The 19,403-nt window shown below is 64.5% G+C and carries 19 protein-coding genes and 1 pseudogene; 9 read left to right on the forward strand and 11 right to left on the reverse strand.

Annotation, left to right across the window (positions count from 1 at the left end; translation table 11 throughout):
• Positions 1–73: 73 nt before the first annotated feature.
• Genes ACIRRA_RS15700 through ACIRRA_RS15710 form a run of 3 tightly spaced genes read right to left on the reverse strand, consistent with a single transcriptional unit; the run spans position 74 to position 1,398 of the window.
• Positions 74–295: a hypothetical protein gene (locus tag ACIRRA_RS15700; RefSeq protein ID WP_402767843.1), complete on the reverse strand. Its 222-nt coding sequence runs from the start codon at positions 293–295 to the stop codon at positions 74–76.
• A gap of 6 nt (positions 296–301) precedes the next feature.
• Positions 302–511, reverse strand: coding sequence for a DUF397 domain-containing protein (locus tag ACIRRA_RS15705; protein ID WP_402767845.1), 210 nt, complete (start codon positions 509–511; stop codon positions 302–304).
• Positions 508–1,398, reverse strand: a complete 891-nt coding sequence (locus tag ACIRRA_RS15710; RefSeq protein ID WP_402767847.1) for a helix-turn-helix domain-containing protein — start codon at positions 1,396–1,398, stop codon at positions 508–510. The genes ACIRRA_RS15705 and ACIRRA_RS15710 overlap by 4 nt, the downstream gene beginning before the upstream one ends.
• 228 nt (positions 1,399–1,626) lie before the next feature.
• On the opposite strand from ACIRRA_RS15710, the gene ACIRRA_RS15715 reads away from it, so the two are divergent.
• Positions 1,627–2,019, forward strand: coding sequence for a hypothetical protein (locus ACIRRA_RS15715; RefSeq protein WP_402767849.1), 393 nt, complete (start codon positions 1,627–1,629; stop codon positions 2,017–2,019).
• Positions 2,006–2,311: a hypothetical protein gene (locus ACIRRA_RS15720; protein ID WP_402767851.1), complete on the forward strand. Its 306-nt coding sequence runs from the start codon at positions 2,006–2,008 to the stop codon at positions 2,309–2,311. The genes ACIRRA_RS15715 and ACIRRA_RS15720 overlap by 14 nt, the downstream gene beginning before the upstream one ends.
• 280 nt (positions 2,312–2,591) lie before the next feature.
• On the opposite strand, the gene ACIRRA_RS15725 is transcribed toward ACIRRA_RS15720, so the two are convergent.
• Together ACIRRA_RS15725 and ACIRRA_RS15730 are read right to left on the reverse strand one after the other, a co-directional pair.
• Positions 2,592–3,185 (reverse strand): hypothetical protein, encoded by a 594-nt coding sequence (locus ACIRRA_RS15725; RefSeq protein ID WP_402767853.1) that lies wholly within the window; start codon positions 3,183–3,185, stop codon positions 2,592–2,594.
• A gap of 576 nt (positions 3,186–3,761) precedes the next feature.
• Positions 3,762–4,391, reverse strand: coding sequence for a DUF4232 domain-containing protein (locus ACIRRA_RS15730; protein WP_402767854.1), 630 nt, complete (start codon positions 4,389–4,391; stop codon positions 3,762–3,764).
• Positions 4,392–4,781: 390 nt separating this feature from the next.
• Between ACIRRA_RS15730 and ACIRRA_RS15735 the strand changes: the two genes are divergently transcribed.
• On the forward strand, positions 4,782–5,606 hold the full coding sequence (locus ACIRRA_RS15735; protein ID WP_402767855.1) for a carbon-nitrogen hydrolase family protein: 825 nt from the start codon (positions 4,782–4,784) through the stop codon (positions 5,604–5,606).
• Positions 5,607–5,984: 378 nt separating this feature from the next.
• On the opposite strand, the gene ACIRRA_RS15740 is transcribed toward ACIRRA_RS15735, so the two are convergent.
• From ACIRRA_RS15740 to ACIRRA_RS15760, 5 genes are all read right to left on the reverse strand, one after another.
• Positions 5,985–6,854: a P1 family peptidase gene (locus tag ACIRRA_RS15740; RefSeq protein WP_402767857.1), complete on the reverse strand. Its 870-nt coding sequence runs from the start codon at positions 6,852–6,854 to the stop codon at positions 5,985–5,987.
• A 545-nt stretch (positions 6,855–7,399) separates the two neighbouring features.
• Positions 7,400–7,963, reverse strand: coding sequence for a hypothetical protein (locus ACIRRA_RS15745; RefSeq protein ID WP_402767859.1), 564 nt, complete (start codon positions 7,961–7,963; stop codon positions 7,400–7,402).
• Between the two features lie 358 nt (positions 7,964–8,321).
• A complete protein-coding gene (locus tag ACIRRA_RS15750) occupies positions 8,322–9,824 on the reverse strand; it encodes an alpha/beta fold hydrolase (RefSeq protein WP_402767860.1) in 1,503 nt (500 codons plus the stop codon).
• Between the two features lie 460 nt (positions 9,825–10,284).
• Positions 10,285–11,115 carry a transposase gene (locus ACIRRA_RS15755; protein WP_402767862.1) on the reverse strand — a complete coding sequence of 277 codons (831 nt, stop codon included), beginning with the start codon at positions 11,113–11,115 and terminating at the stop codon, positions 10,285–10,287.
• 308 nt (positions 11,116–11,423) lie between these two features.
• The gene (locus ACIRRA_RS15760; RefSeq protein ID WP_402767864.1) at positions 11,424–11,627 is read right to left on the reverse strand and encodes a cold-shock protein; all 204 of its coding nucleotides are present in this window, start codon (positions 11,625–11,627) and stop codon (positions 11,424–11,426) included.
• 386 nt (positions 11,628–12,013) lie between these two features.
• On the opposite strand from ACIRRA_RS15760, the pseudogene ACIRRA_RS15765 reads away from it, so the two are divergent.
• From ACIRRA_RS15765 to ACIRRA_RS15780, 4 genes and pseudogenes are all read left to right on the forward strand, one after another.
• Positions 12,014–13,081: pseudogene (locus tag ACIRRA_RS15765) on the forward strand (RNA polymerase sigma factor); the annotation flags it as partial.
• A gap of 336 nt (positions 13,082–13,417) precedes the next feature.
• Positions 13,418–13,609 carry a hypothetical protein gene (locus ACIRRA_RS15770; protein ID WP_402767866.1) on the forward strand — a complete coding sequence of 64 codons (192 nt, stop codon included), beginning with the start codon at positions 13,418–13,420 and terminating at the stop codon, positions 13,607–13,609.
• 141 nt (positions 13,610–13,750) lie between these two features.
• The gene (locus tag ACIRRA_RS15775) at positions 13,751–13,954 is read left to right on the forward strand and encodes a cold-shock protein (protein ID WP_402767868.1); all 204 of its coding nucleotides are present in this window, start codon (positions 13,751–13,753) and stop codon (positions 13,952–13,954) included.
• A gap of 938 nt (positions 13,955–14,892) precedes the next feature.
• Positions 14,893–15,624: an SDR family NAD(P)-dependent oxidoreductase gene (locus tag ACIRRA_RS15780; protein WP_402767870.1), complete on the forward strand. Its 732-nt coding sequence runs from the start codon at positions 14,893–14,895 to the stop codon at positions 15,622–15,624.
• 368 nt (positions 15,625–15,992) lie between these two features.
• Here the strand turns inward: ACIRRA_RS15780 and ACIRRA_RS15785 are convergent, their stop codons facing one another.
• Positions 15,993–16,646, reverse strand: coding sequence for a hypothetical protein (locus ACIRRA_RS15785; protein WP_402767872.1), 654 nt, complete (start codon positions 16,644–16,646; stop codon positions 15,993–15,995).
• 50 nt (positions 16,647–16,696) lie between these two features.
• Here ACIRRA_RS15785 and ACIRRA_RS15790 point away from each other — a divergent pair, with 50 nt between their 5' ends.
• On the forward strand, positions 16,697–17,260 hold the full coding sequence (locus ACIRRA_RS15790) for a TetR/AcrR family transcriptional regulator (RefSeq protein WP_402767874.1): 564 nt from the start codon (positions 16,697–16,699) through the stop codon (positions 17,258–17,260).
• Between the two features lie 392 nt (positions 17,261–17,652).
• A complete protein-coding gene (locus ACIRRA_RS15795) occupies positions 17,653–19,101 on the forward strand; it encodes an FAD-binding protein (protein WP_402768163.1) in 1,449 nt (482 codons plus the stop codon).
• The last annotated feature ends 302 nt before the right edge of the window (positions 19,102–19,403 follow it).

The following is a 19,403-nucleotide window of genomic DNA, read 5'->3' on the forward strand; positions in this document are numbered from 1 at the left end:
GCGGCACTTTCTTTCAGTACGGCCCGGGCGGGTATCCGCTACCCGCGGATGATGATCACAATCGCTTCGGGATTCACGCCGCAGATGGCGGCGCGGCCGGCCTTCGCCCGAGCTTCGGGTCATCGAGGCTGATACCCAATTCCTTCAGTGACGTGTAGCGGACAGGTTCCGCCGGCCACCCCCACAGGTGTTGGTAGTCGATGCGCGCGTATTCGCCGATCTCGACCATCCACCGGTCGGGAAGGGGCTCATACAGGGCGTTTCCACCGCAGGCGTAGCGGGTGTACCGCTTCATCTCCCCTCAGGCCGGGCCGTTGAAGTCCCCTCGAATGATGCCGGTGGCGAACGCATCCCATTCGCCGGGGGCGAAGACGAGGGCGGGGCCGGTGGGATTCTTCGAATCGCGAACTCCGACCGTGCCTCCGGTCAGCCAGGCTACTTCGACGCATTCGGTTTGGCCGCTGCTGTGGCTGCTCTTGAACCAACGCGCTCCGGACAGGTCGATGTTCATGCGGTGTGTCTCCTTGCTACCCGTCTGAGCAGGTCTCGCGTTGCTGTCTCGTTCAATGCGGTTTCTCTTATGGCCGAGGCGATTTCATGGTAGCGCTGCACGTCGTCGCTGCTTTCCATGTAGATGTCCGGTTTGCCCGCTCCTTCGAGATAGACGAGAGGCGGCTCGATCGGGCGAGATTTGGCATCCTCTCCGAACTCGAGAATGACGAAGGGGCCATGCAGCAGACCTCGGCTGCACCCGCTCGCGAACGGCTGAACGCGCAGCGTGATGTTCGGCAGCTTGCCGATCTCGGCCATGTGCTGTAGCTGGGCAGCCATGACGCGCGGTCCGCCGATCATGCGGTGCAGTGCCGACTCGTGAAGCAGCAGCTCAAGTTTCACCGGATCGGTCTTGCGAGTGATGATCGTTTGCCGTTTGAGCCGCAACTCGACTCGGCATTCGATGTCTTCCCGGCTGCTGTCGACATAGAACGCGCTGATCAGGGCGCGGGCATAGTCGGTGGTTTGCAGGAGGCCCGGAACGATCTCGTGGTAGGTGATCAGACGCTGGGCCGATGCCGCCAGTCCGACAAACATATTGAACGTCGTATCGCTGTAGAGACCGCCGAATGCGGTGTACCAGGAGGTGACCTGTGCTTGCTTGGCAAGTTCCACGGCCCGATCGGTGTCGGTGGGAGTGACCTCGTACAGCTCGCACAAGGCTCGGATGTCGCGGATGCGAAGCTTTTTCACGCCACCGGTCTCGATGCGGTGCAACGCGGTCTTGCTCAGCTCCACCAGATGAGCCGCACGATCCATCGAGAATCCACGGCTGTCGCGGGCCTCGCGCAGGAACCGGCCCAGTTGCCGCCTGGGCAGTGTCGAGGGTTCGTCATCGCTGGTCATGTGTGCATCCTGTGAATTTTCGGAACGGAACACGCGCCATCGCGGAACAGACTGTACGCCGGGCGCGGACCCGCTCCTGGCCAATTGGACCAATCGCGTTCGGAACGTCCGAATTCGCTGTCCCCCCAGGACATCGGTGGTGTCCTGATCTCACGCCCGGCAAGGAATCGCATCACCTCGTTCTCCAAATGCTTGGCGCGACATAGCCGCCCGACGAGCAGGGGGTCGATGATGTCCAGAAGCAATCCGTGGTCGGTGCAGGCGATCATCGACCGCATCGAACGTGAGAAGCAGCAATCCGCTGACACAGAGCACGCCGAGGCCGAGATCGGCACGGCCGGGTATGCGGTGCGTGGGCTGTGGTCGTGCTACGACGATCCCGGCACATTGACTGCCGGACAAGCGCATACCGCAATGCAGCTGCATCTCGGATGCGGGGTGGACAGCTGCTGGGTGCGGTGGCGGGCGCGGACCGCGCTGGTCGTGGCCGGGCGCATGGTTCTCGATCCGCGTGCGGCGCGGGTGCCGGTCGGTCACCGCAGGTCGCTTTTCACCGTGTTGCGGATGGCCGTGTTCGGGTGTGGCGCACTGTTTTTCGGGGGTCGTCATGCCCTGCGATGACCCCGACCGGATTGAGATCCAGGTCATTCAGGATGTGCTCGACACCGTCGAAGCCCGGCTGCGCGACCGCGAGCGCCGCGGGTGGCGGTTGACCGCGCCCCGTTCGCTCATCTACGCGGCCGTCCTGCACTTGGTCATCGTCAGCGCCCGTGCCTCCCACCGCATGCCCGCCACCCTCGACCACGCCGCAGTTCTCGACGCCATCTTCGACGGCGCCGAACCCGCGGATCCCGGTGAACGCGGCCGCCCGGTCGAGGACGTGATCGAACGCCACACCACGAACATGAACTGAACCGGCTTCGCCGACGAGGCGGCTCCCGCGGCGAGGCCGCCATCACGGTCGGCAACCGGTCCTATCCCGCCGCCCCTCCCGAGCCTTCGATCCCAGTGCGTGGTGGGCCTGCCCGAGCAGGCGGGCGATGTCCCCGGCGTCAACGAATGTGCCGACCGAATCGGTCGCCCGCGCAGCGTAGTCGCCCGAACTGGTTGAAGATCAGATGTCTCTGCTCGATACTCTGGCGGCCACGGGCGCGGGCGCGGTGTGAACACCCGTGGTATCCCGCATATCTCGTCTAGACCCTGCCCCCGATGTCCCGGCCCGCAGCATGCTCGTGGTGCTGCGGCGCTTCCAGGTCGGTCTGCGCTCGAAGCTGGGTGGTTAGACGGTGCCGAACCTCACTGATCTCGGCAAGGATGGAGGCTCTATTCGCAAGATCGGTCTCCGAGGCCAGCTTGGATTGCAGCTCGGCCAGGGACGTTGCCGAGTCGGTAATGGCTTCGGCAACAAGGCCACGGACGAGGGGCAACTCCCGTAGAAGCTCCCGTTCGCGGGCATCCAGGTCACGCTCGTCTTGGGCGTTCAAACGGGCAGCCCTTGCCCGATAGCGGTCTGCCCGAGCGTCCTCGAGTTTCCTTAGCTGCTCTACAAATCCGACCACTATCGACGGAAGGTAAGCGCCGAGAGCCCTGGGGTTTCTGATGAGCCAGCGCACGCTGATTCCGAGTATCGGCAAGAACGTCGCGGCTTCGACCAACAGAGATTGCGGCGGAGCCCCGCTCGGCGACCTGTCTTCGTTGTCTGCCGATCTCCTCGAATTTCGGGGTGCCTCAAACGGTTTCGGTGAGGCAGCAGGCTCTTCGCGCGATTCGTTCTTCTCGTCGGGCACCTTCGAAGTGTGCTGAGTCAGTTCATGTTTCGCAAGGAGAGGGGAGTTGTCGTGCTGTCCCGAGTTGAGGGGGGTTATCCAGCTTCCCGACGACCGATTCCGCTGGTCCTGCCCTTGCTTGGTCTCTGACGCATTCTCCCGGCGAGGTGCCGGGGCACCAATCACGGCATACGACTCGATAGCGCTCGCCGGGCCGGGCGTGCCGCCGAGACGGCCGCACGCCTCGCCCGGACACACCGATACGGCAGTGCTGTTGCGGCGCAGGACTTCTCGAACGCTGCTACGGCTGGCGTTCCACATCGACGGATCGCAGCCCCCGCCTCGGCGATCGGATCGAGCCGGTGCGGCGCGACCTGGCGTCAGACCGGCGCGGCCTTGCAGGTGGCGACGCTCTGCCGGGCCCGGAACTGCATGGCCGATTGATCTTCCGTCGCCCCGCGCCGGCCGGTTCGGTCGGTGCGGTATGCGGCAGTGGCGTTTCGCAATTTCGATCGTGGGTGTGTTCCGGGGTCCGGCCGCCACTGAACGAGTGATCGGCCGGACCGGCGGGCTGTGGGTCACGTCTACAACTGAAGGTCAGTTCCCGGTCTCGCCCGGTACGAGCGACGAGATCTCCAGCAGGTGGACATCGGTGTTGGCACAGGCGCTTGACTCCCAGGTCAGGAAGAACGACTCCGTGTTGTCCGGCGGGTAGACCCGCAGGCCGGCGGCAGTGACCTGCTGGCATTTGTCGCCGTAATTCCCGGCATCGGTGATGCGGAGTACGGCGGAGGCCTTCTCGTTGATCCCCAGGGTGACCGTCGGCTTCGGCTTGTCTCGATCGGCAGGCGCTCCGATCGGGTCGCCGGTGCGGCTGTTGGCGAATGAAACGCCGGGGAATCCGGTCAGCGTGCAGGGATGCATTCCGGCGTTCTTGAAGATGAGCGGGGTGTACGCGCTACCCGCTGCTCCGTCGGACCGGCCCGTGGACAGCTTCAGATCGGCGGCGCGGCACAGCGCGGGGCCGGTCGGCGTACCGCCCGTTTCCGCGGAAGTGGTGGTGCCCGGGGCAGGTGTGCCGCCGTCGACTGCGGTGGTGGTCGCAGTCGTGGTTTCAGACGCGGTGACAGTCGACGGGGAGGCACCGGTGTTGTCGGGCCCACATCCCGCCAGTGCCAGTGTGCCGACCGCGAGCAGTGCTGCGGTGGTGGTCTTCAGGGCTTTCATCGGTCCCTCCACATCTGATCATCACCACCACAACGTGATTCGGATCCCATGTACTGTCAGCACCGCGAATGACGGTGCTGTACCTGGCTATCGAACGATGCGCCCGTGAACGTAACACCGCGTCAGCGAAATGGGGACGCAAGCCGGCTGCGATTCGACCACCCGCACTCCGTCGGCCAGCGGACAGGCTTCGGCCAGACGGAGTGGACGAAACCGCCGAGGCGCCCCGGGCGAAGCGGCCACGTCCAAAGCTGGTGCTCACAGGCCGAGCCGAACAGTGCCGCCGCCATGCACTGAACACCATCAGCGAGCATTCTGTAATCGGTACAATATGGTGCGTTCGGCCAGGCTCAGATCGGCAGTCCCAGTTGATCTTCCAGGCCCCAGGACTTGACCCTGTCGGGCCGGTGCGCCGAGGCCGGAGAGGGGCCGGCGCACCCGACCGGGGAAGGCATCGACCGCGTAGGCCACTGCGTTCACATTGCGCGGCGTAGTCTGCGGCGCATGAGAGTCGCTGTAGCACAGCTCACCTGCACACCGACCGATGTCCGGGCCAATATCGGGCAACTGGTCAGGCTCGCCGAACAGGCAGGTGCAGACTCCGCCGAGCTTATCGTGTTTCCGGAGCTGGCGGTGACCGGATACGAACTTGCCGCCACCGCAGCCGATGAGAGCTTGTGGCTCCGCGCCGATGACCCTCGCCTGGATCCGTTGCGCGCCACCGGGATAGCGACCATTGTGAACTGCGCTGCCCCCAGCCTCGACGGTCACCGTCCCGTAATCGCCACTTACGTCTACAGCGCCGCCGGCGATCTGCTCACCACCTATCACAAACAGCATTTGTTTCAGGAAGAGCAGCAGTTCTTCACCTCGTCGGACAAAGACGGCCGCTTCGAACTCCAGGGTTTACGTTTCTCCCTTGCCACCTGTTTCGACAACCATTTCCCCGACCTGGTCGGCCGAATCGCGGAAGATGGTTGTGACGTCCATCTGGCCAGCGCCCTGTACGGCACCGGTTGCGGCATTGCCGAACGTGCGTCGATATATCCCAGCATCGCCGACCGTGCGAACGTCTACGTGGCCCTTGCCAACCACGTGGGGCCTGCGGGTCCGGTCACCGGGTGCGGCCGCGCAGCTCTGTGGGACACCTCCGGAACCCTGCTGGCAGAGGCCGACGAACAGACACCGATGTTCGTCGTCGCCGATATCGGCTAGCAATGGCCACACGGCAGTGACCGGAGTGCGAAACGATCGCCCTGAAATCGCATGGGCAGATGTCCCCGCGCGGCGGTCGGTCTCGCAGACGGCCCCGCGCTGGCTGGTTCGGTCAGCGCGGTGTGCGGCCCGAGTTGCGTCGATCAGCATACGATGCGGTGTGGGCGAACAGCTTTGAGGACTCGAAGGCGAATCACACGCGCCTGATTCCGTTCCAGGTGGAGTTCCAGCAGTGCGTCGCAAAAATATTGTCGTCGCTCTATTGAGACGGGGATCGCTCCACCATCGTCGGTAAGACCCCGGATAGGGTGCTCGCACCTGCAGTACGCGGTCAGCGGCAGAATAGTGTGTTCGGTGGAGGTCTGGTGGCCGTGGCAGCTATGTGCGGGGTCCGACCGATCTGATGGCCTCGGTAACGGCGGCCAAGGCCATTAGTCTGACGATGTCGACGTCTGCGTCGGTCTCTCCGGTTGCGGCGGCAATGAATCCGTCGCCGTCGTAGCGGGTATGGGGAGGCGTGAGCGCGCGAGAAAGGCCATCGTGTGCGCCCTGGGCAACGATTCGGCAGCCGACCTTGTCCAGCCGCGCATTGGTGACAACGGCGCCGATCGTTGTATGAGTGCGGGAATCTGCGAACTCGAAGGGCCGGGTCAGCTGCGCTACAGCGTCCAGCGAGATCTCGGTAGTGCCGTGGTCGATATCGCCGAAGGCGTTGACCGCGCACAGCGCGCCGACCACTAATTCGCCCAGTTGCTTTTCGGCGTAAGCGATCCCGCCGGGACGTCGTGACTGCGTGCCTCGCCAATGCGCGACGTAGGCTCCTGCTCCGGCGCCGATCCGCCCGCAGAGCAGCTGGTCGCCAGCGGCCGCTGCTGCGGCGGCGTATCCGTGTTCGGCGGTCGGGCGTGCGGCTGGACTTCCCGTATCGAGGTCGAACAGCGCGAGTGCCGGAACAATGGGTATCTTGCCGCCGGAAGTGGCCACGCCACGGTTGTGTTGCTCGAGGTACCGCATCACCCCGTCTGCGGCGGCAAGCCCAAAGGCCGAACCGCCTGTCAGCACAATCGCGTCCACCTGGAGGACAGCTTTGTCAGGTGCGAGAGCATCGAGCTCGCGGCTGGCCGGTGCGCCACCGCGGACCTCGTACGACGCCGTTGTTCCTTCCGGCAAAATCAGTACACTGCAGCCGGTCTCACCGACCAAGTCGGTCCAGTGGCCCACACGTACGCCTCGAATCCCGATGACCATATCCAGATCCTCCGATCCCCCTGCGGCACACGCAACTGCGCCGAATTCCGTATTCGGAGCCGATCATCCCACTCGTCCCACGCCTCGTATTGCGGCCGGGATACCCCGCGTTCGGCATTCCGGGATGTTCGACTCGCGGCGTCACCCGACGGGAGCGTCGTTCGAGTAGGCGATCACGCTGAAGTCCCCGGGGGTGGCAATGTCGGTGCTCCTCGCGGCAGGTGCTCCGGAGGCAGTTGGCGAATCTCCGGACGCACTATTCTGCCGCATGTCGCACGGTTCGAAGCGGCCACGCAGCAAGCCCGAAGATCAACGCGCCGAGATCATCTCGGCCAGCCGAGCACACTGGACTGCCGCATACCGCGCTGACCGAACCGGCAGCGCGAGGCGTCGACGGCCGAAACCTGTTGCGGTGCAGAATGTCCGCTATTGCCGATTTCAGTGCCCGTCAGCACGCAACGCCCCCATAGCAGGTTGTGGTGGCTCTGATGACACGTCGGATTCGGCTGGGAAGAGATCCAACGATATGGCGATGGCGATTGCAGTCAGAGGGGCAGGGCAATGCACAGTGACGGATGGCTCCAGGCGTACACGCACACTGGTACAGCCAGGGCGATACCGATGAAGACACCGACCATCAAGGCCAGCGACGCCTGCCAATGCCTCACCGGGACGACGTGTTTCGACCGGCCGCGCAGGTCGACTCCGGCGACAACGAGGGTGTGTACCACCGCGGCCGTGCCGAGAGCGATCGTGGCCGCCCACATCGCATACAGTGCGTACATTCGGGTTTGGGGGAGATCGTCGTAACGAATGTACCCGAGGAACGGTGCGATCCCGGTGTCCTGCAGCGCGATCAACCCGAACGACGACCACACGATCCCCACCGACCGCAACGGTCGTAGGATCGGCAGGGATCCAGGATCCTCGGCGAGATCGCCTTGCTGTCGGGGACGTTCGGTAACGACTACCGCCAGCGCCAGCGCCGCCGCGAGCACGAGTTCCAGGACCAGCAGTCGTCGGGTCGCCGCATCGGCATGCGGGTAGAAAGTGCACTGTGCCTCGACGCGAGCGGGAACGGTGAACAGTCCGTAGACACACCCGACCATCCACACTCCGCTGGCCAGACCCAGCAAACCGCGGCGACATTGCCGTAGCCACCGCCAGACACCGGCGGTCCCGGTCTGCGTATCGATAATCAACTCCACCCCCGAGACGAATGAAAATATTTGCACTGTCACCGATTTCACGCCGGCCGATCCGAGCCTAGGCCGCGGTTCGCTTTCGCTCCCGTGAACCTATCGGTGCGCTTCGGGTCCGGGTTGGTCGGCGGCGATAACCCAGCGACCGGGCTGAGCGTCGAGACTCCGCCCCGTCCTGTCGTGCCGAGTTGAGCACACTCGATCGCCGGACGCGTCGCTAGCGGTCTGTACATGGCCGTCGGCGATTCCGCGCCGCCAGAACCAGTTAGTCCGGATCGCAGACGCTGTCGGTGGGCGGAAGGGTTCCCTCGGCGAGGTAGGCGTTGACCGATGCTTCGATACAGCGGTTAGGGATGTTGCCGAATAGGCCGTGTACGACCGTGTTGCGGAGGGTGAGTAGTCGGGACGCGGACAGTGCCTGATGCATGGCGACCGCGCCGGCGTAGATCGTGTGGATATCACCGTCAGCCTGGACGATCAGTGCAGGCGACGCATTGGCTACTGATGTGGCGGGCTCGCGGGGCGACGGCCAGAAGGCGCACGGGTTGATATTGCCGAACAGTGGCCCGAAGATCGGTTGGGCGGCGCGTACGTTCTGGATGCTGCGCCAGTATTCGGCCGGATCTCGCGGGGCTGGGGCATCATCGCAGGTGATCGCAGTCAGGGCGGATAGGTCGTGCGGCTGAGCGGTGAGGATGAGGGCCAGTTGCTGTTCCACGTCCGGGTCCAGTTCCACTGTTGCGCCGTTCGCACTGTCGGCGAGCTGACGGATCTGAGTGGCTAGGTCTGGGTAGCGGCGGGAGTCGCCGATCCCGAGAAACAGGACGACGGGCAAGGAGTGGTCGTCGATCAGAAACGGGCCGAAGGGAATCGGCGTCTCGGCAGACCGTTGGAGCAGTCCCTCGACGCGGGCGCGAACCGCCTGGCCGGTGGCGCCGAGGCCGTATTCGGCATCGTGGGTGGCAGCCCAGTCGGCCCACTGGCCGAGCGCTGCTTCGCCGGGTGCGCCGTTGTCGGATTGCAGGGCACTGGCACCGTATTGCCGGGGGTCGATCGCGCTGTCGAGGACGATACGGTCGGTGTGTTCGGGGAAGAGCTGGGTGTACACCGCACCGAGATATGTGCCGTAGGACGTTCCGAAATAGTTGATGGTCGGCTCGCCCAGCGCGGAGCGCACGACGTCGATGTCACGTGCGGTGTTGCGGGTCGAGATGTACGGCAGCAAATCACCGTGCCGTGCCCAGCAGCGGGCGGCGAGTTCACCTTGCCTCACAACGGATCTCGCGTAGCTGGACACGTCGATACCGGCCGCCTCCACACCGAATCCGACGGGCCACCCGCAGTCGATCCCGGAGGATCGGCCGACGCCGCGCGGATCCATGCCGATCAGGTCGTATCGGGCGCGCACCGGTGCGGTCATGGTTGCGCGAAGCGCCAGCGGGAACTCGAGACCGGATTCCCCGGGCCCACCGGGATTCGTCAACAGCACGCCACGTCGCTGCTCCAGCGAGGTGGCGCGCACCCGCGAGATCGCCACCGTGATCGTACGACCGCCAGGATCCGTGTAGTCGAGCGGCACAGTGACATCAGCACACTCGGCCACGTCGAGTTCCCTTGTGTCACAGGACTTCCAGTCCAGCCGCTGACCGTAGAACTGCTCGAGCCCCGCCGTTACGTCCGCGATGGCTGCGGCAGATGTCATGCTCACCGCCGCGAGCAGTGTCGTGACGGCGGTCAACACGAAAAGTCGGTTCCGCTCCGGCAACATATGACACCCTCCACACTGCGGTCGTCGATATGCGTCACCGTAATAGTCCGCGCCGACCCGAGGCATCAGGGAAATCCCCCAGACGAAAGGGGGACCGTTAGCTGCAGTTTGCGCGGGTCGGTGGTGATGGCGTGGAGAACGCACACTATTGCCGCATATCGCACTGACCGAACCGGCCAGCGCGAGGCGCTGGCGGCCGGAACCTGGTGCGGTGCAGAACGTCCGCATCTGCCGAGTTTCGCGCGACCGGCATAGCCTCGCACTACTGATCGCAAATCGCGCGAAATTTCGCTAATTCCTCGGTGGTTGTGCGTGATTAGACCGGTCGACTGCAACATCGGCTGGCACATTGCTGTGCACTATCCTGCCGTGCTCAGCGCTGACCGAACCGGCCGGCGCGCAGCAACCGGTGGCCGGAACCCGATGCGGCGCAGAACATCCGCTATGGCACCCCTCTATGTCAAGACATCGGTGTGGGTGCAGAGCTAGCCTTGAGCGTGGGTCCGGGATGTGGCCTGTCCGAAGGGCCGGTGTGCGGGTTGGAGCCGGTCGCGCTGGAGTCAGTAGTCGTCCCCGATTGCCCTCCCGGGCCTGCAAGTTCACGGCGCTGCTGGTCGGCGAGCATCCGGGCGTAGACGGTGTTCGATAGGCGGCGTTTGAGCGCCCGCAATGCTTCCATCGAGGTTTTCCCGCCGGCTCTGCGCGTGTCGTAGTAGACGCGGCCGGGTGTGTGGTTGCGCAGTTGGACGATTGCCATGATGTGCAACACCCGGTTGATCTTGCGGTTGCCGGCGCGGGAAAGCCGATGCCGCTGCTGATCACCCGAGGACGCATCCAGTGGTGCGGTGCCATTCCAGGACGCGAACCGGTCCCGGGTGGCGAATCGACCGATATCGCCGGTATCAGCCAAAAGCCTTGCCGCCGACGATGGCCCGATCCCGTGCAGGTCCATCAACGTGGAACCACGCTCGGTGACCAGCTGCCGCAACTCGGTGTCCGCGGCCCTGGTCTTGCGGTCGATGGTTTCCAGATCCTCGATCAGCTCGGTGACCAAACGCAGCCGGACCCGGGCAGCGGCATCCTCGGGCGTGATCGTGGCGATCAGGTCGCGGACTTGGCGAGCCGACAGAAACGTCTTGGCGCCACCGGGAACCAACTCCAGCAGCAGTCGGTGCAGCCGACACAAGGTCTCGGTGCGGGCCCGGCCGAGCTCGTCGCGACGATCGGCGAGCATGCCCAGGGCGATCAGTTCCGGATCAGCTTCGACGCGGCGCAGATTCGGTGCGCGCAAGGCTGCCAGGGCGACCGAGTGAGCATCGACGGGGGTCGGTTTTGCGGCCGTTGCCGGTGGCGAACACCCGTACCTGAGCCGACAGTTTCGGGGCGGTGCTCACCGTCCGCCCGTGGAGAGGACTAATCGGCCATGTCTCGGATGAGCTGGTCGGGTTCGTCGAGAACTGTGGCGCTTGCCGCGCTCGTTGTACATCTGCCGCCAGCGCCATCTGGCGAGGGCCGGGTTTGGGTTCTGCCCCGCCGGCCCGATGAAAAGAGCTTCGCACCGACCTCGGTGCGAAGCTCTTCAAGACCAATCGCGCTGAATCAGATGGCGCGGACGTCCGTGGCCTGGGGGCCCTTCTTGCCCTGCTCCACCGAGAACTCGACACGCTGACCCTCGTCGAGGGATTTGTAACCCGCGCCGCTCACGGCCGAGTAATGCACGAAAACGTCAGGTCCGCCGCCGTCTTGGGCGATGAAGCCGAAGCCTTTTTCACCGTTGAACCATTTCACACTGCCTTGAGCCATGTTTAAAGCAACTTCTCTTCTGTAGCGAGCCGGGCAGATTCTTGGTGAAAAGCCCGTTCTCGATCGCCAACTATGCCACGAGGGTCCGTGATCGCTCGCATCACGCAGCGATGAGGGCCCCGCCCGGCGCGGTCCGCGCTCCGGGTTATCTCCGCTCATGGTGCGGACGGTTCGGTGCCTGGGCGCCGATGGTGCGGCGGTCCTGCACACCGATCGCGTGGCAGCTCGGCTCGAAGCGAACTGGAACGCATGGGCTGGAGGCCGGTCGTCGCCTCAATCCGCCTGTTTACCAGTACGCTGGTCAGTGGTTCTGGTGCTTGCCGAGCCGCTCGAGGCCTCTCTGCGGTCCTGTTTCTCGAATCGCGATGCCGCCCGAATCTCTCGGAGAGGCGAATGTGGCAACGACCGCAGGCGAAACGAACGACCAAGACTCCTCTGCCGCCTTGGCGGAGCACGATGACACCGCGGACGACATTTGGGATGAGAATGAGTCGCCGGCGCTGCGCCGGGCACGCAAGGAGGCCGAGCTCACCGCCGCTGGGGATTCGACACGAGCGTATCTGAAGCAGATCGGGCGAGTTCCGCTGCTCTCCGCGGCCGAAGAGGTCGACCTCGCGGTCCGGATCGAGGTCGGGTTGTATGCGGCGGAGAAGCTGCGTGCCGAGTCTTGCGAGCATTTGGGTCTCACGGTCGCACGCCGCCGGGACCTGACCTGGGTCGTGCAGGACGGCATCGCGGCCAAAGATCATCTGCTCGAGGCGAACCTGCGACTGGTGGTATCGATTGCCAAGCGCTACACCGGGCGCGGTATGGCGTTTCTCGACCTGATCCAGGAGGGCAATCTGGGCTTGGTGCGTGCGGTCGAAAAGTTCGACTACAGCAGAGGATTCAAGTTCTCGACCTATGCCACCTGGTGGATTCGCCAGGCGATTTCTCGCGCCATGGCCGACCAGTCCCGCACCATTCGGATCCCGGTGCACATGGTGGAGATCATCAACAAGCTCGGGCGGGTGGAGCGCGAACTGTTTCAACAGCTGGGCCGCGAGGCAACGGTCGACGAGCTTGCCGCGGAATTGGATATCCCGCCCGCGAGGGTTCTCGAGATTCGGCGAATCGCACGGGAACCGATCTCGTTGGACCAGACGCTCGGTGACGAGGGCACCACCCAGTTCGGTGATCTCATCGAAGACTCCGAGGCCGTCGTAGCCGTCGAGGCAGTGGCGTTCACCCTGCTGCAGGAGCAGTTGCGGGCGGTGCTCGACACGCTCAGCGAGCGCGAATCCGGTGTCATGCGTCTGCGTTACGGCCTGGACGATGGGCAGCCCCGAACCCTCGACGACATCGGGAAGATCTACGGCGTCACCCGCGAGCGGATCCGGCAGATCGAGTCGAAGACGATGTCGAAGCTCCGTCACCCATCGCGCTCACAGTTGCTCCACGACTACCTCGAATAGCGAGCCAGGGTCATGCAAACGGGTGGGTGAGCGTCGGCAGGACCCTGCCGCAGTTGTCCAGCGCTGTTGTAAACGAGCACCGCGGCTCACACCGTTGGCCGCGCCGAGGATGGACCGATCTTGCTCACAGTTCGATTGACCAAGTCCACCGCGGAACAAGAATTGAGGACTGGCCGGTATGTGGGTAATCGAGTACCGCGGCGGTTGAGCGGGTAATGTCGGCATCAGCCGGATTCGATCATCGGCCGTCACACGGGATGCGGCGGGTCGTGATCGGTATCGGCCCTCGATCGCAGGCGTTCGGTGTTCGGTCGGGGCTACCCGCAAGGAGCCTTCATGACCTCGGCCCGAAGCAGCTGTTTCACCGGTCCGGCAACCGTGTTCGCGGATGTCCGCGCCGCTGAGAAGGCGGCACACCTCGAAAGAAATGCGCTGGCCGCGAAGACAGTCGCCGATCACGCACTGGATGCCGCCGATTGCGTGCATCTGCTGGCCATGCTCGGCCTCGATCTGTCCGAATTGCAGTGAGCTGGTGAAGAATCCGGCCTAGCCGTGCGGGTGCTGCTGATCGAGCCGTTTCCGGCTGACTCACGAGTATGTGACATGCTGATGGGGAGGACGGTTGTCGATGTGATTGCTCGGCTCGCAACAGGAAGTAACAAACCAAATATGTCGCAAGGCAGTGTGAAGTGGTTCGACGGCGAGAAGGGCTTCGGGTTCATCGCGCAAGACGACGGCGGACCTGACGTTTTCGTCCACTACTCCGAGATTTCCGGCTCCGGCTTCAAGTCCCTCGACGAGGGGCAGCGTGTCGAGTTCGAGATCGGCCAGGGCCAGAAGGGCCCGCAGGCCCAGAGCGTCCGCGCGATCTAGGAGCCGACAGCATGAAACCCGCGCCGCCGAGGCGGGTTTCATGGTTCTCGGGACCGTGGGGCGAGGTCGTGCGGGGACCGCGATATCCATCGCACCGCGAACCCTGACCCCTGGTGAGGCGCATTGCGCGGATCGGCACGAGCCGCGTGAGACCCACATACAACAAACGAGAGAACCCAATTGTGAGCGACGAGCAACCCATTCGGGCCCAGCTGTTCAGCCATGAGGACAAGGCCACCGAGAACGCACCCGCCACCACGGCCCGCACAGATCTACGGCCGACATTCCTGGCGGTGTCCGACGATACGGCCAGAACAGACTCTAGCCCCATGCCGAGCCGAGGTTTTGAAGGAACTCGCTGAGCAGGTTGAGCGGGAAGAGATCCTTCCGGTAGTTCTGGAAGACGAAGCGCCCTGGCTGTGGTGGTCAGGTAGCCGGCGCTCAACATCCTGTAATGCTCCCGCGCTGTCCGAACCGGCCAGCGCGGTGCGGCCGGCGGCGAGACCGGCGGCGGCCCAGAGACATCCTGAGCCCACACCGCGTCCCGCGTTGACCGATCCGGCCAGCGCGAGGCGCCGGCGGCCGGAACCTGGTGCGGTGCAGAACGTCCGCTATTGCCGATTCCAGCGCATCCGCGAGAATGCCGGTCCACCCCAACGCGACTCCGATGGCGATCTCGGCGAACTGGATCGGATCGGCCGTTCGGCCCTGTGGCCGCGGTCGGGACGGAGACGTTTCTTGCTCCTGTTCCCGGGTGGACCGAGATGTCGAGAAACGGTGTCGCGCGTTTCCCGTAGCCTCCGAATCCAGCCGACGTGTTGACGGCACGATGCGGAGAGCGGAGCGTCAGGTCGGTTTTCCGCCGGTGCTAGGTGGTCCTTGCACGCCATCCTCGGAGGGAAGGTCTTTCGAGACAAGACGTCCGGAGAGGAATAGGTGTGGCGGACATTGCGGTGGTGACGGGCTCGACTCGTGGTATCGGGTTCGAGACGGCGCTGGCATTGGGATTGTCTGGGTACACGGTCGTCGTGACGGGCCGGTCCGAGGAGGCGGCGGCGGCCACGGCGCGGCAGCTGGGCGAGCGGGGTGTCGACGCGCAGGGGCAGGAGCTCGATGTCGCCTCGTTCGAATCGGTGCAGCGCCTGGCCGACATCATTGCGCGGGACCATGGGCGGTTGGATGTGCTGGTGAACAATGCGGGCATCGCTGCCGAATGGGATGCGCCGAGTCCCAGCCGGTATGCGCATCCGGAGTCGGTGCGGCGGACGCTGGAGACCAATGTGATCGGGGTGTTCCATACGGTGGAGGCCTTGCTGCCGTTGCTTCGGCGCAGTGACTCGGGTCGGATCGTGAATGTGTCGTCGTTCATGGGATCGCTGACCCTCCAGGCGCAAGCTGATCCGGCCGATATGGTGGTGCCCGCCTATCAAGCCTCCAAGGCGGCACTCAACAGCCTGACCATCACGTTGTCGAAGGTTCTGGCGGACACGGACATTCGGGTGTTCTCCGTTGATCCGGGATTCGTGCAGACCGACTTCTCACCCATCAACCGCGCGCAAGCGCCGCTCACCGCCGCCCAAGGCGCCGAGCCCGTGGTCGAGGCCGCGATGCTGAAAGTCGATGCCACATCCGGCTCGTTCATCGGCCGCGACGGCGTGGTGCCCTGGTAGCGGCCATCGTGGCGCTGGGAAGATCAACAGGCAGAGACGCTGCGACGAGTGGCCGAGCCACCCCAGCTAGAGCACGAACACACCAGTCGGCAATAGCGGGTGTTGGCCGGTGCGGTGCCTGCCCGCGGCGCGGAGCGCGCTCCGGCGTCACTGGCGTTGTCGGGGGCCGGATCAGGGGTAGCGCGATCTCGTCGATGATGGATGCGATCACCTCGTCGGGTATCGGGCGCTGGGTCATGAGAATTTCGTGGCGGAGCAGGTCGAGGGCGATGGCCGGAACCCGCGGGCACGCCATCTACAGGATTGTGATCGCAGCGCGAACCCGAACGACGAGCGGGAGACTCGCCGTTCGGGTGGACCGGATCCGGTCAGATCGTCCAGTTGATCGGGTAGTCGACGATCGGGTGGAAGGTCAGGGCGTCGAGCTGCTGGAATTCCCCACGGGCGACGGTGACCATTTCGTGCAGCGAATCCATCTGCACCGCATGGTCACTGGAGTCCCAGACGCTGATATTGGCGATCGCGCCCACCGGCGACACGGCCGTATACCAGTGCACGAGTCCAGGCAGTCGTTCGATGGCCGGGATCAGGTACTCGGCCTGCTTGATGGCCAGGGTCTCGACCTCGGCGAACCGGTCGGCGTCGAAGCTGCCGCGGGCGACATGGATGACCGCGGAGGCCGACACCGATCCGGCGATGGTCCAGTTGATGGGGTAGTTGATGATCGGGCGTTCGAAATGGCCGCCGATCGCCTCCATTTCGCCGCGGGCCACAACGGCCATCAACTTCAGGTCGTCCATCTGCTTGGCGTGCGCTTCCGTGTCCCAGATGCTGATCTGCACCATCGAACCCTCTGGCGAGACGCCGGTGAACCAGGAGATGAGGCCCGGCAATTCCTTGATGGCCGGGACCAGGTAGTCCGCCTGCTTGGTGACCAGGGCGCTGAAGTCCGTGAAGAGGCTCGGGTCGAAGGTGGCGCGTCCGACGCGGATCACCGCGCTCACCGGCAACGACTCCGTCATGATGGGTCCTTCCATCGATCAATTACGTTCCGATGTACTATCGCAATGTAATGAGCACCCCGCAACCGAAAGCCGGACGACCGAGGAACCCGGCCCTGGACCAAGCGATCTTGGCGGCCGCCGCCCACTCGCTCGGCGAGCTCGGCTACGCCCGCATGTCGCTGGAATCGGTCGCGGCCGCCGCGGGCACCACCACCCCCAGCCTGCGCCGCCGCTACCGAAACAAGGCGGAATTGGTTGCGGCGGTGATCAGTTCACTGCGGGCCGTGGAGCCACCCGCCACCGCCTCGACCCCGCGCGCCCACGCCCTGGCGATCCTGGAGAACTTCCACGACAACCTGCGGGCCGGTCCGGCCATGGCCATTCTCGGCTCACTACTCGCCGAAGAAGGCCGCCACCCCGAACTGCTGGAATCGTTCAAGACCCGCATAGTCGAGCCGCGCCGCGCCCTGCTGCGAAAAGCCCTGGCAGCGGGCGATTTTCCCGCGTCCACCGATCTCGACGTCCTCACCGGCATGCTCATCGGCTCGTTCTACGGCAGTTACGTCACCCTGGCCGGCATTCCCGATGACTGGCCAGGCCGCGTGCTGAGCGCCATCTGGCCACCCGAATAGGCAGGCCTACGAGTGCCCGACCGACAATGCCCACGACGGATTCCATCATGACAGGGATATCGAACAGACCCTCGTCTCGGTCGATTTGAACAGAAGTCCTCAGGACGAACTCGGTCACCAGAGAAACGCACCATAACGCCGCTGATCGCGCTGACCGAACCGGCCAGCGCGGGGCAGTGGGCGGCGAGAGTGACCGCGGCGCTTGAACATCCACTAGCCGAATTGAGTTCGTCTGGCTGACGGATCGGTGCAACATCAAGGGTGGGCAACGGACCGAGGGTATTTCGCGCGGCGTGGATCGGCTTGGCGCTGATCGGTATGGCGGTCATCGTCTTCGGGGCCGTCACTCTCGTGTCTAACCTGTCCGGTCAATCGATCTGGTGAAGAGCCGGATGTCGAGGAACGGGAAATCAGCCGCTACGGTGGCGGACGTGCATTTCACGAATGGGGGATCGGTGATTGATCAACGTCCGCTGGCTGGCTGGAGCCGTACCGCACCGACTGTCGCGCAGGTACTTTCCACTCCCGACATCGACACGGTCGCCAAGGCCGTCCGTGAGGCGGGACCGCGTGGTGTCATCGCGCGTGGGCTGGGTCGCAGCTACGGAGACCCGGCGCAGAACGGTGGTGGTCTCGTTGTCGACATGACCGCGTTCGACCGCATCCACATGATCGACCCGGACAGCGGTGTGGTCGACGTCGAGGCCGGCGTCAGCCTCGACAGTTTGATGCGGGCTGCACTGCCGCGTGGCCTGTGGGTTCCGGTGCTGCCGGGCACTCGGCAGGTGACTGTCGGCGGTGCGATTGCTTCCGATATCCATGGCAAGAACCATCATTCCCAGGGCAGTTTCGGCAACCACGTGCTGTCGATGGATCTGCTGACCGCCGATGGCGAGGTTCGGACAATCGGGCCCGACGGGGTCGATGCGGATCTGTTCTGGGCGACCGTGGGCGGGATGGGCCTGACGGGCATCGTTGTGCGTGCCCGAATCAGGATGAAGCACACCGAAACCGCGTACTTCTTCGTCGACAGCGACCGCACCAACAATCTCGACGAAACGATGAAGCTGCTGACCGGCGGCTCCGACGACGGCTACGAGTACTCGGTGGCGGTGCCCGACACGATCAGCACCGACACGAGACTCGGTCGCGCGGGGTTCAGCCGCGGCAACCTCGCTACCCTCGACCAGTTGCCGGCCAAATTGCGCAAGGATCCGCTGCATTTCAATGCGCCGCAGCTGTTCACGGTTCCCGATATCTTCCCCAACGGCATGGTCAACAACCTGACTACCCGGATCGGCGGCGAGGTCACCCACCGCACGTTCGCGAAGCAGGGCCGGGGGCTGATCCAGAACATCACTCAGTTCCTTCATCCCCTGGACCTGCTTGGGGAGTGGAACCGTGGGTACGGTCGGCGTGGTTTTCTGCAGTATCAGTTCTCGATGCCCTATGGCGCCGAAGACCAACTGGCCGAGGCGGTCCGGGCGATTGCTCACTCGGGTCATCGATCGTTTCTCAACGTCTTCAAGCGCATGGGGTCGAGCAGTCGGGCCCCGCTGTCGTGGCCGCACCCGGGGTTCATGCTGAGTCTGGATTTTCCGCTGAAGGCAGGGCTGAGCGAGTTTTGCGCCGAGCTCGATCAGCGGGTGCTGGCGGCCGGGGGTCGCCTCTACTTCGCCAAGGAGTCACGCACCACGCCGGAGATGATTCGAGCGATGTATCCGCGGCTCGAGGAATGGCGACGGATCCGCGACGCCGCCGACCCGGAACGGGTATTCGTCTCGGATCTGGCCCGGCGACTCCGGCTGGTCGACGACGAGCCGGTTCCTGCCGGTTGCTGACAATCTGATCAGCACAAACGCATAGACAGTTTCCGCATGCCGCGACGCGGCGAGGCGCGCCCCGAGTTCGCCAACTCTGGGCGCGCTCCGAATGTTCTATGTCGCATACCGCGCTGACCGGACCGGCCAATGCGGGGCGCCCGCGCCCGGAACATGGTGCGGTTCAGAACGTCCGCCAGCCGATGAGTGCGCACTGGCCAACGCAGCGGGCAGCGTCTGGCTTTGCCAGATGCGCAATCGCGGATTACGGTGAGGCCGTGATCATTTCTCGTGGGAAAGGCGCTGTGCGCCTGAGCCGGTGA

Source organism: Nocardia sp. NPDC101769, assembly GCF_044766925.1.
Lineage (GTDB): Bacteria > Actinomycetota > Actinomycetes > Mycobacteriales > Mycobacteriaceae > Nocardia.

What these genes read in the sequence shown, in the direction of transcription:
- ACIRRA_RS15745 (WP_402767859.1), bottom strand. Translation starts at nt 7,963, where the DNA reads ATGGTCGGGTGTGTCTACGGACTGTTCACCGTTCCCGCTCGCGTCGAG.
- ACIRRA_RS15790 (WP_402767874.1), top strand. Translation starts at nt 16,697, where the DNA reads ATGAGCACCCCGCAACCGAAAGCCGGACGACCGAGGAACCCGGCCCTG.
- ACIRRA_RS15750 (WP_402767860.1), bottom strand. Translation starts at nt 9,824, where the DNA reads ATGTTGCCGGAGCGGAACCGACTTTTCGTGTTGACCGCCGTCACGACA.
- ACIRRA_RS15730 (WP_402767854.1), bottom strand. Translation starts at nt 4,391, where the DNA reads ATGAAAGCCCTGAAGACCACCACCGCAGCACTGCTCGCGGTCGGCACA.
- ACIRRA_RS15715 (WP_402767849.1), top strand. Translation starts at nt 1,627, where the DNA reads ATGATGTCCAGAAGCAATCCGTGGTCGGTGCAGGCGATCATCGACCGC.
- ACIRRA_RS15795 (WP_402768163.1), top strand. Translation starts at nt 17,653, where the DNA reads ATGTCGAGGAACGGGAAATCAGCCGCTACGGTGGCGGACGTGCATTTC.
- ACIRRA_RS15705 (WP_402767845.1), bottom strand. Translation starts at nt 511, where the DNA reads ATGAACATCGACCTGTCCGGAGCGCGTTGGTTCAAGAGCAGCCACAGC.
- ACIRRA_RS15775 (WP_402767868.1), top strand. Translation starts at nt 13,751, where the DNA reads ATGTCGCAAGGCAGTGTGAAGTGGTTCGACGGCGAGAAGGGCTTCGGG.
- ACIRRA_RS15770 (WP_402767866.1), top strand. Translation starts at nt 13,418, where the DNA reads ATGACCTCGGCCCGAAGCAGCTGTTTCACCGGTCCGGCAACCGTGTTC.
- ACIRRA_RS15700 (WP_402767843.1), bottom strand. Translation starts at nt 295, where the DNA reads ATGAAGCGGTACACCCGCTACGCCTGCGGTGGAAACGCCCTGTATGAG.
- ACIRRA_RS15720 (WP_402767851.1), top strand. Translation starts at nt 2,006, where the DNA reads ATGCCCTGCGATGACCCCGACCGGATTGAGATCCAGGTCATTCAGGAT.
- ACIRRA_RS15785 (WP_402767872.1), bottom strand. Translation starts at nt 16,646, where the DNA reads ATGACGGAGTCGTTGCCGGTGAGCGCGGTGATCCGCGTCGGACGCGCC.
- ACIRRA_RS15760 (WP_402767864.1), bottom strand. Translation starts at nt 11,627, where the DNA reads ATGGCTCAAGGCAGTGTGAAATGGTTCAACGGTGAAAAAGGCTTCGGC.
- ACIRRA_RS15740 (WP_402767857.1), bottom strand. Translation starts at nt 6,854, where the DNA reads ATGGTCATCGGGATTCGAGGCGTACGTGTGGGCCACTGGACCGACTTG.
- ACIRRA_RS15710 (WP_402767847.1), bottom strand. Translation starts at nt 1,398, where the DNA reads ATGACCAGCGATGACGAACCCTCGACACTGCCCAGGCGGCAACTGGGC.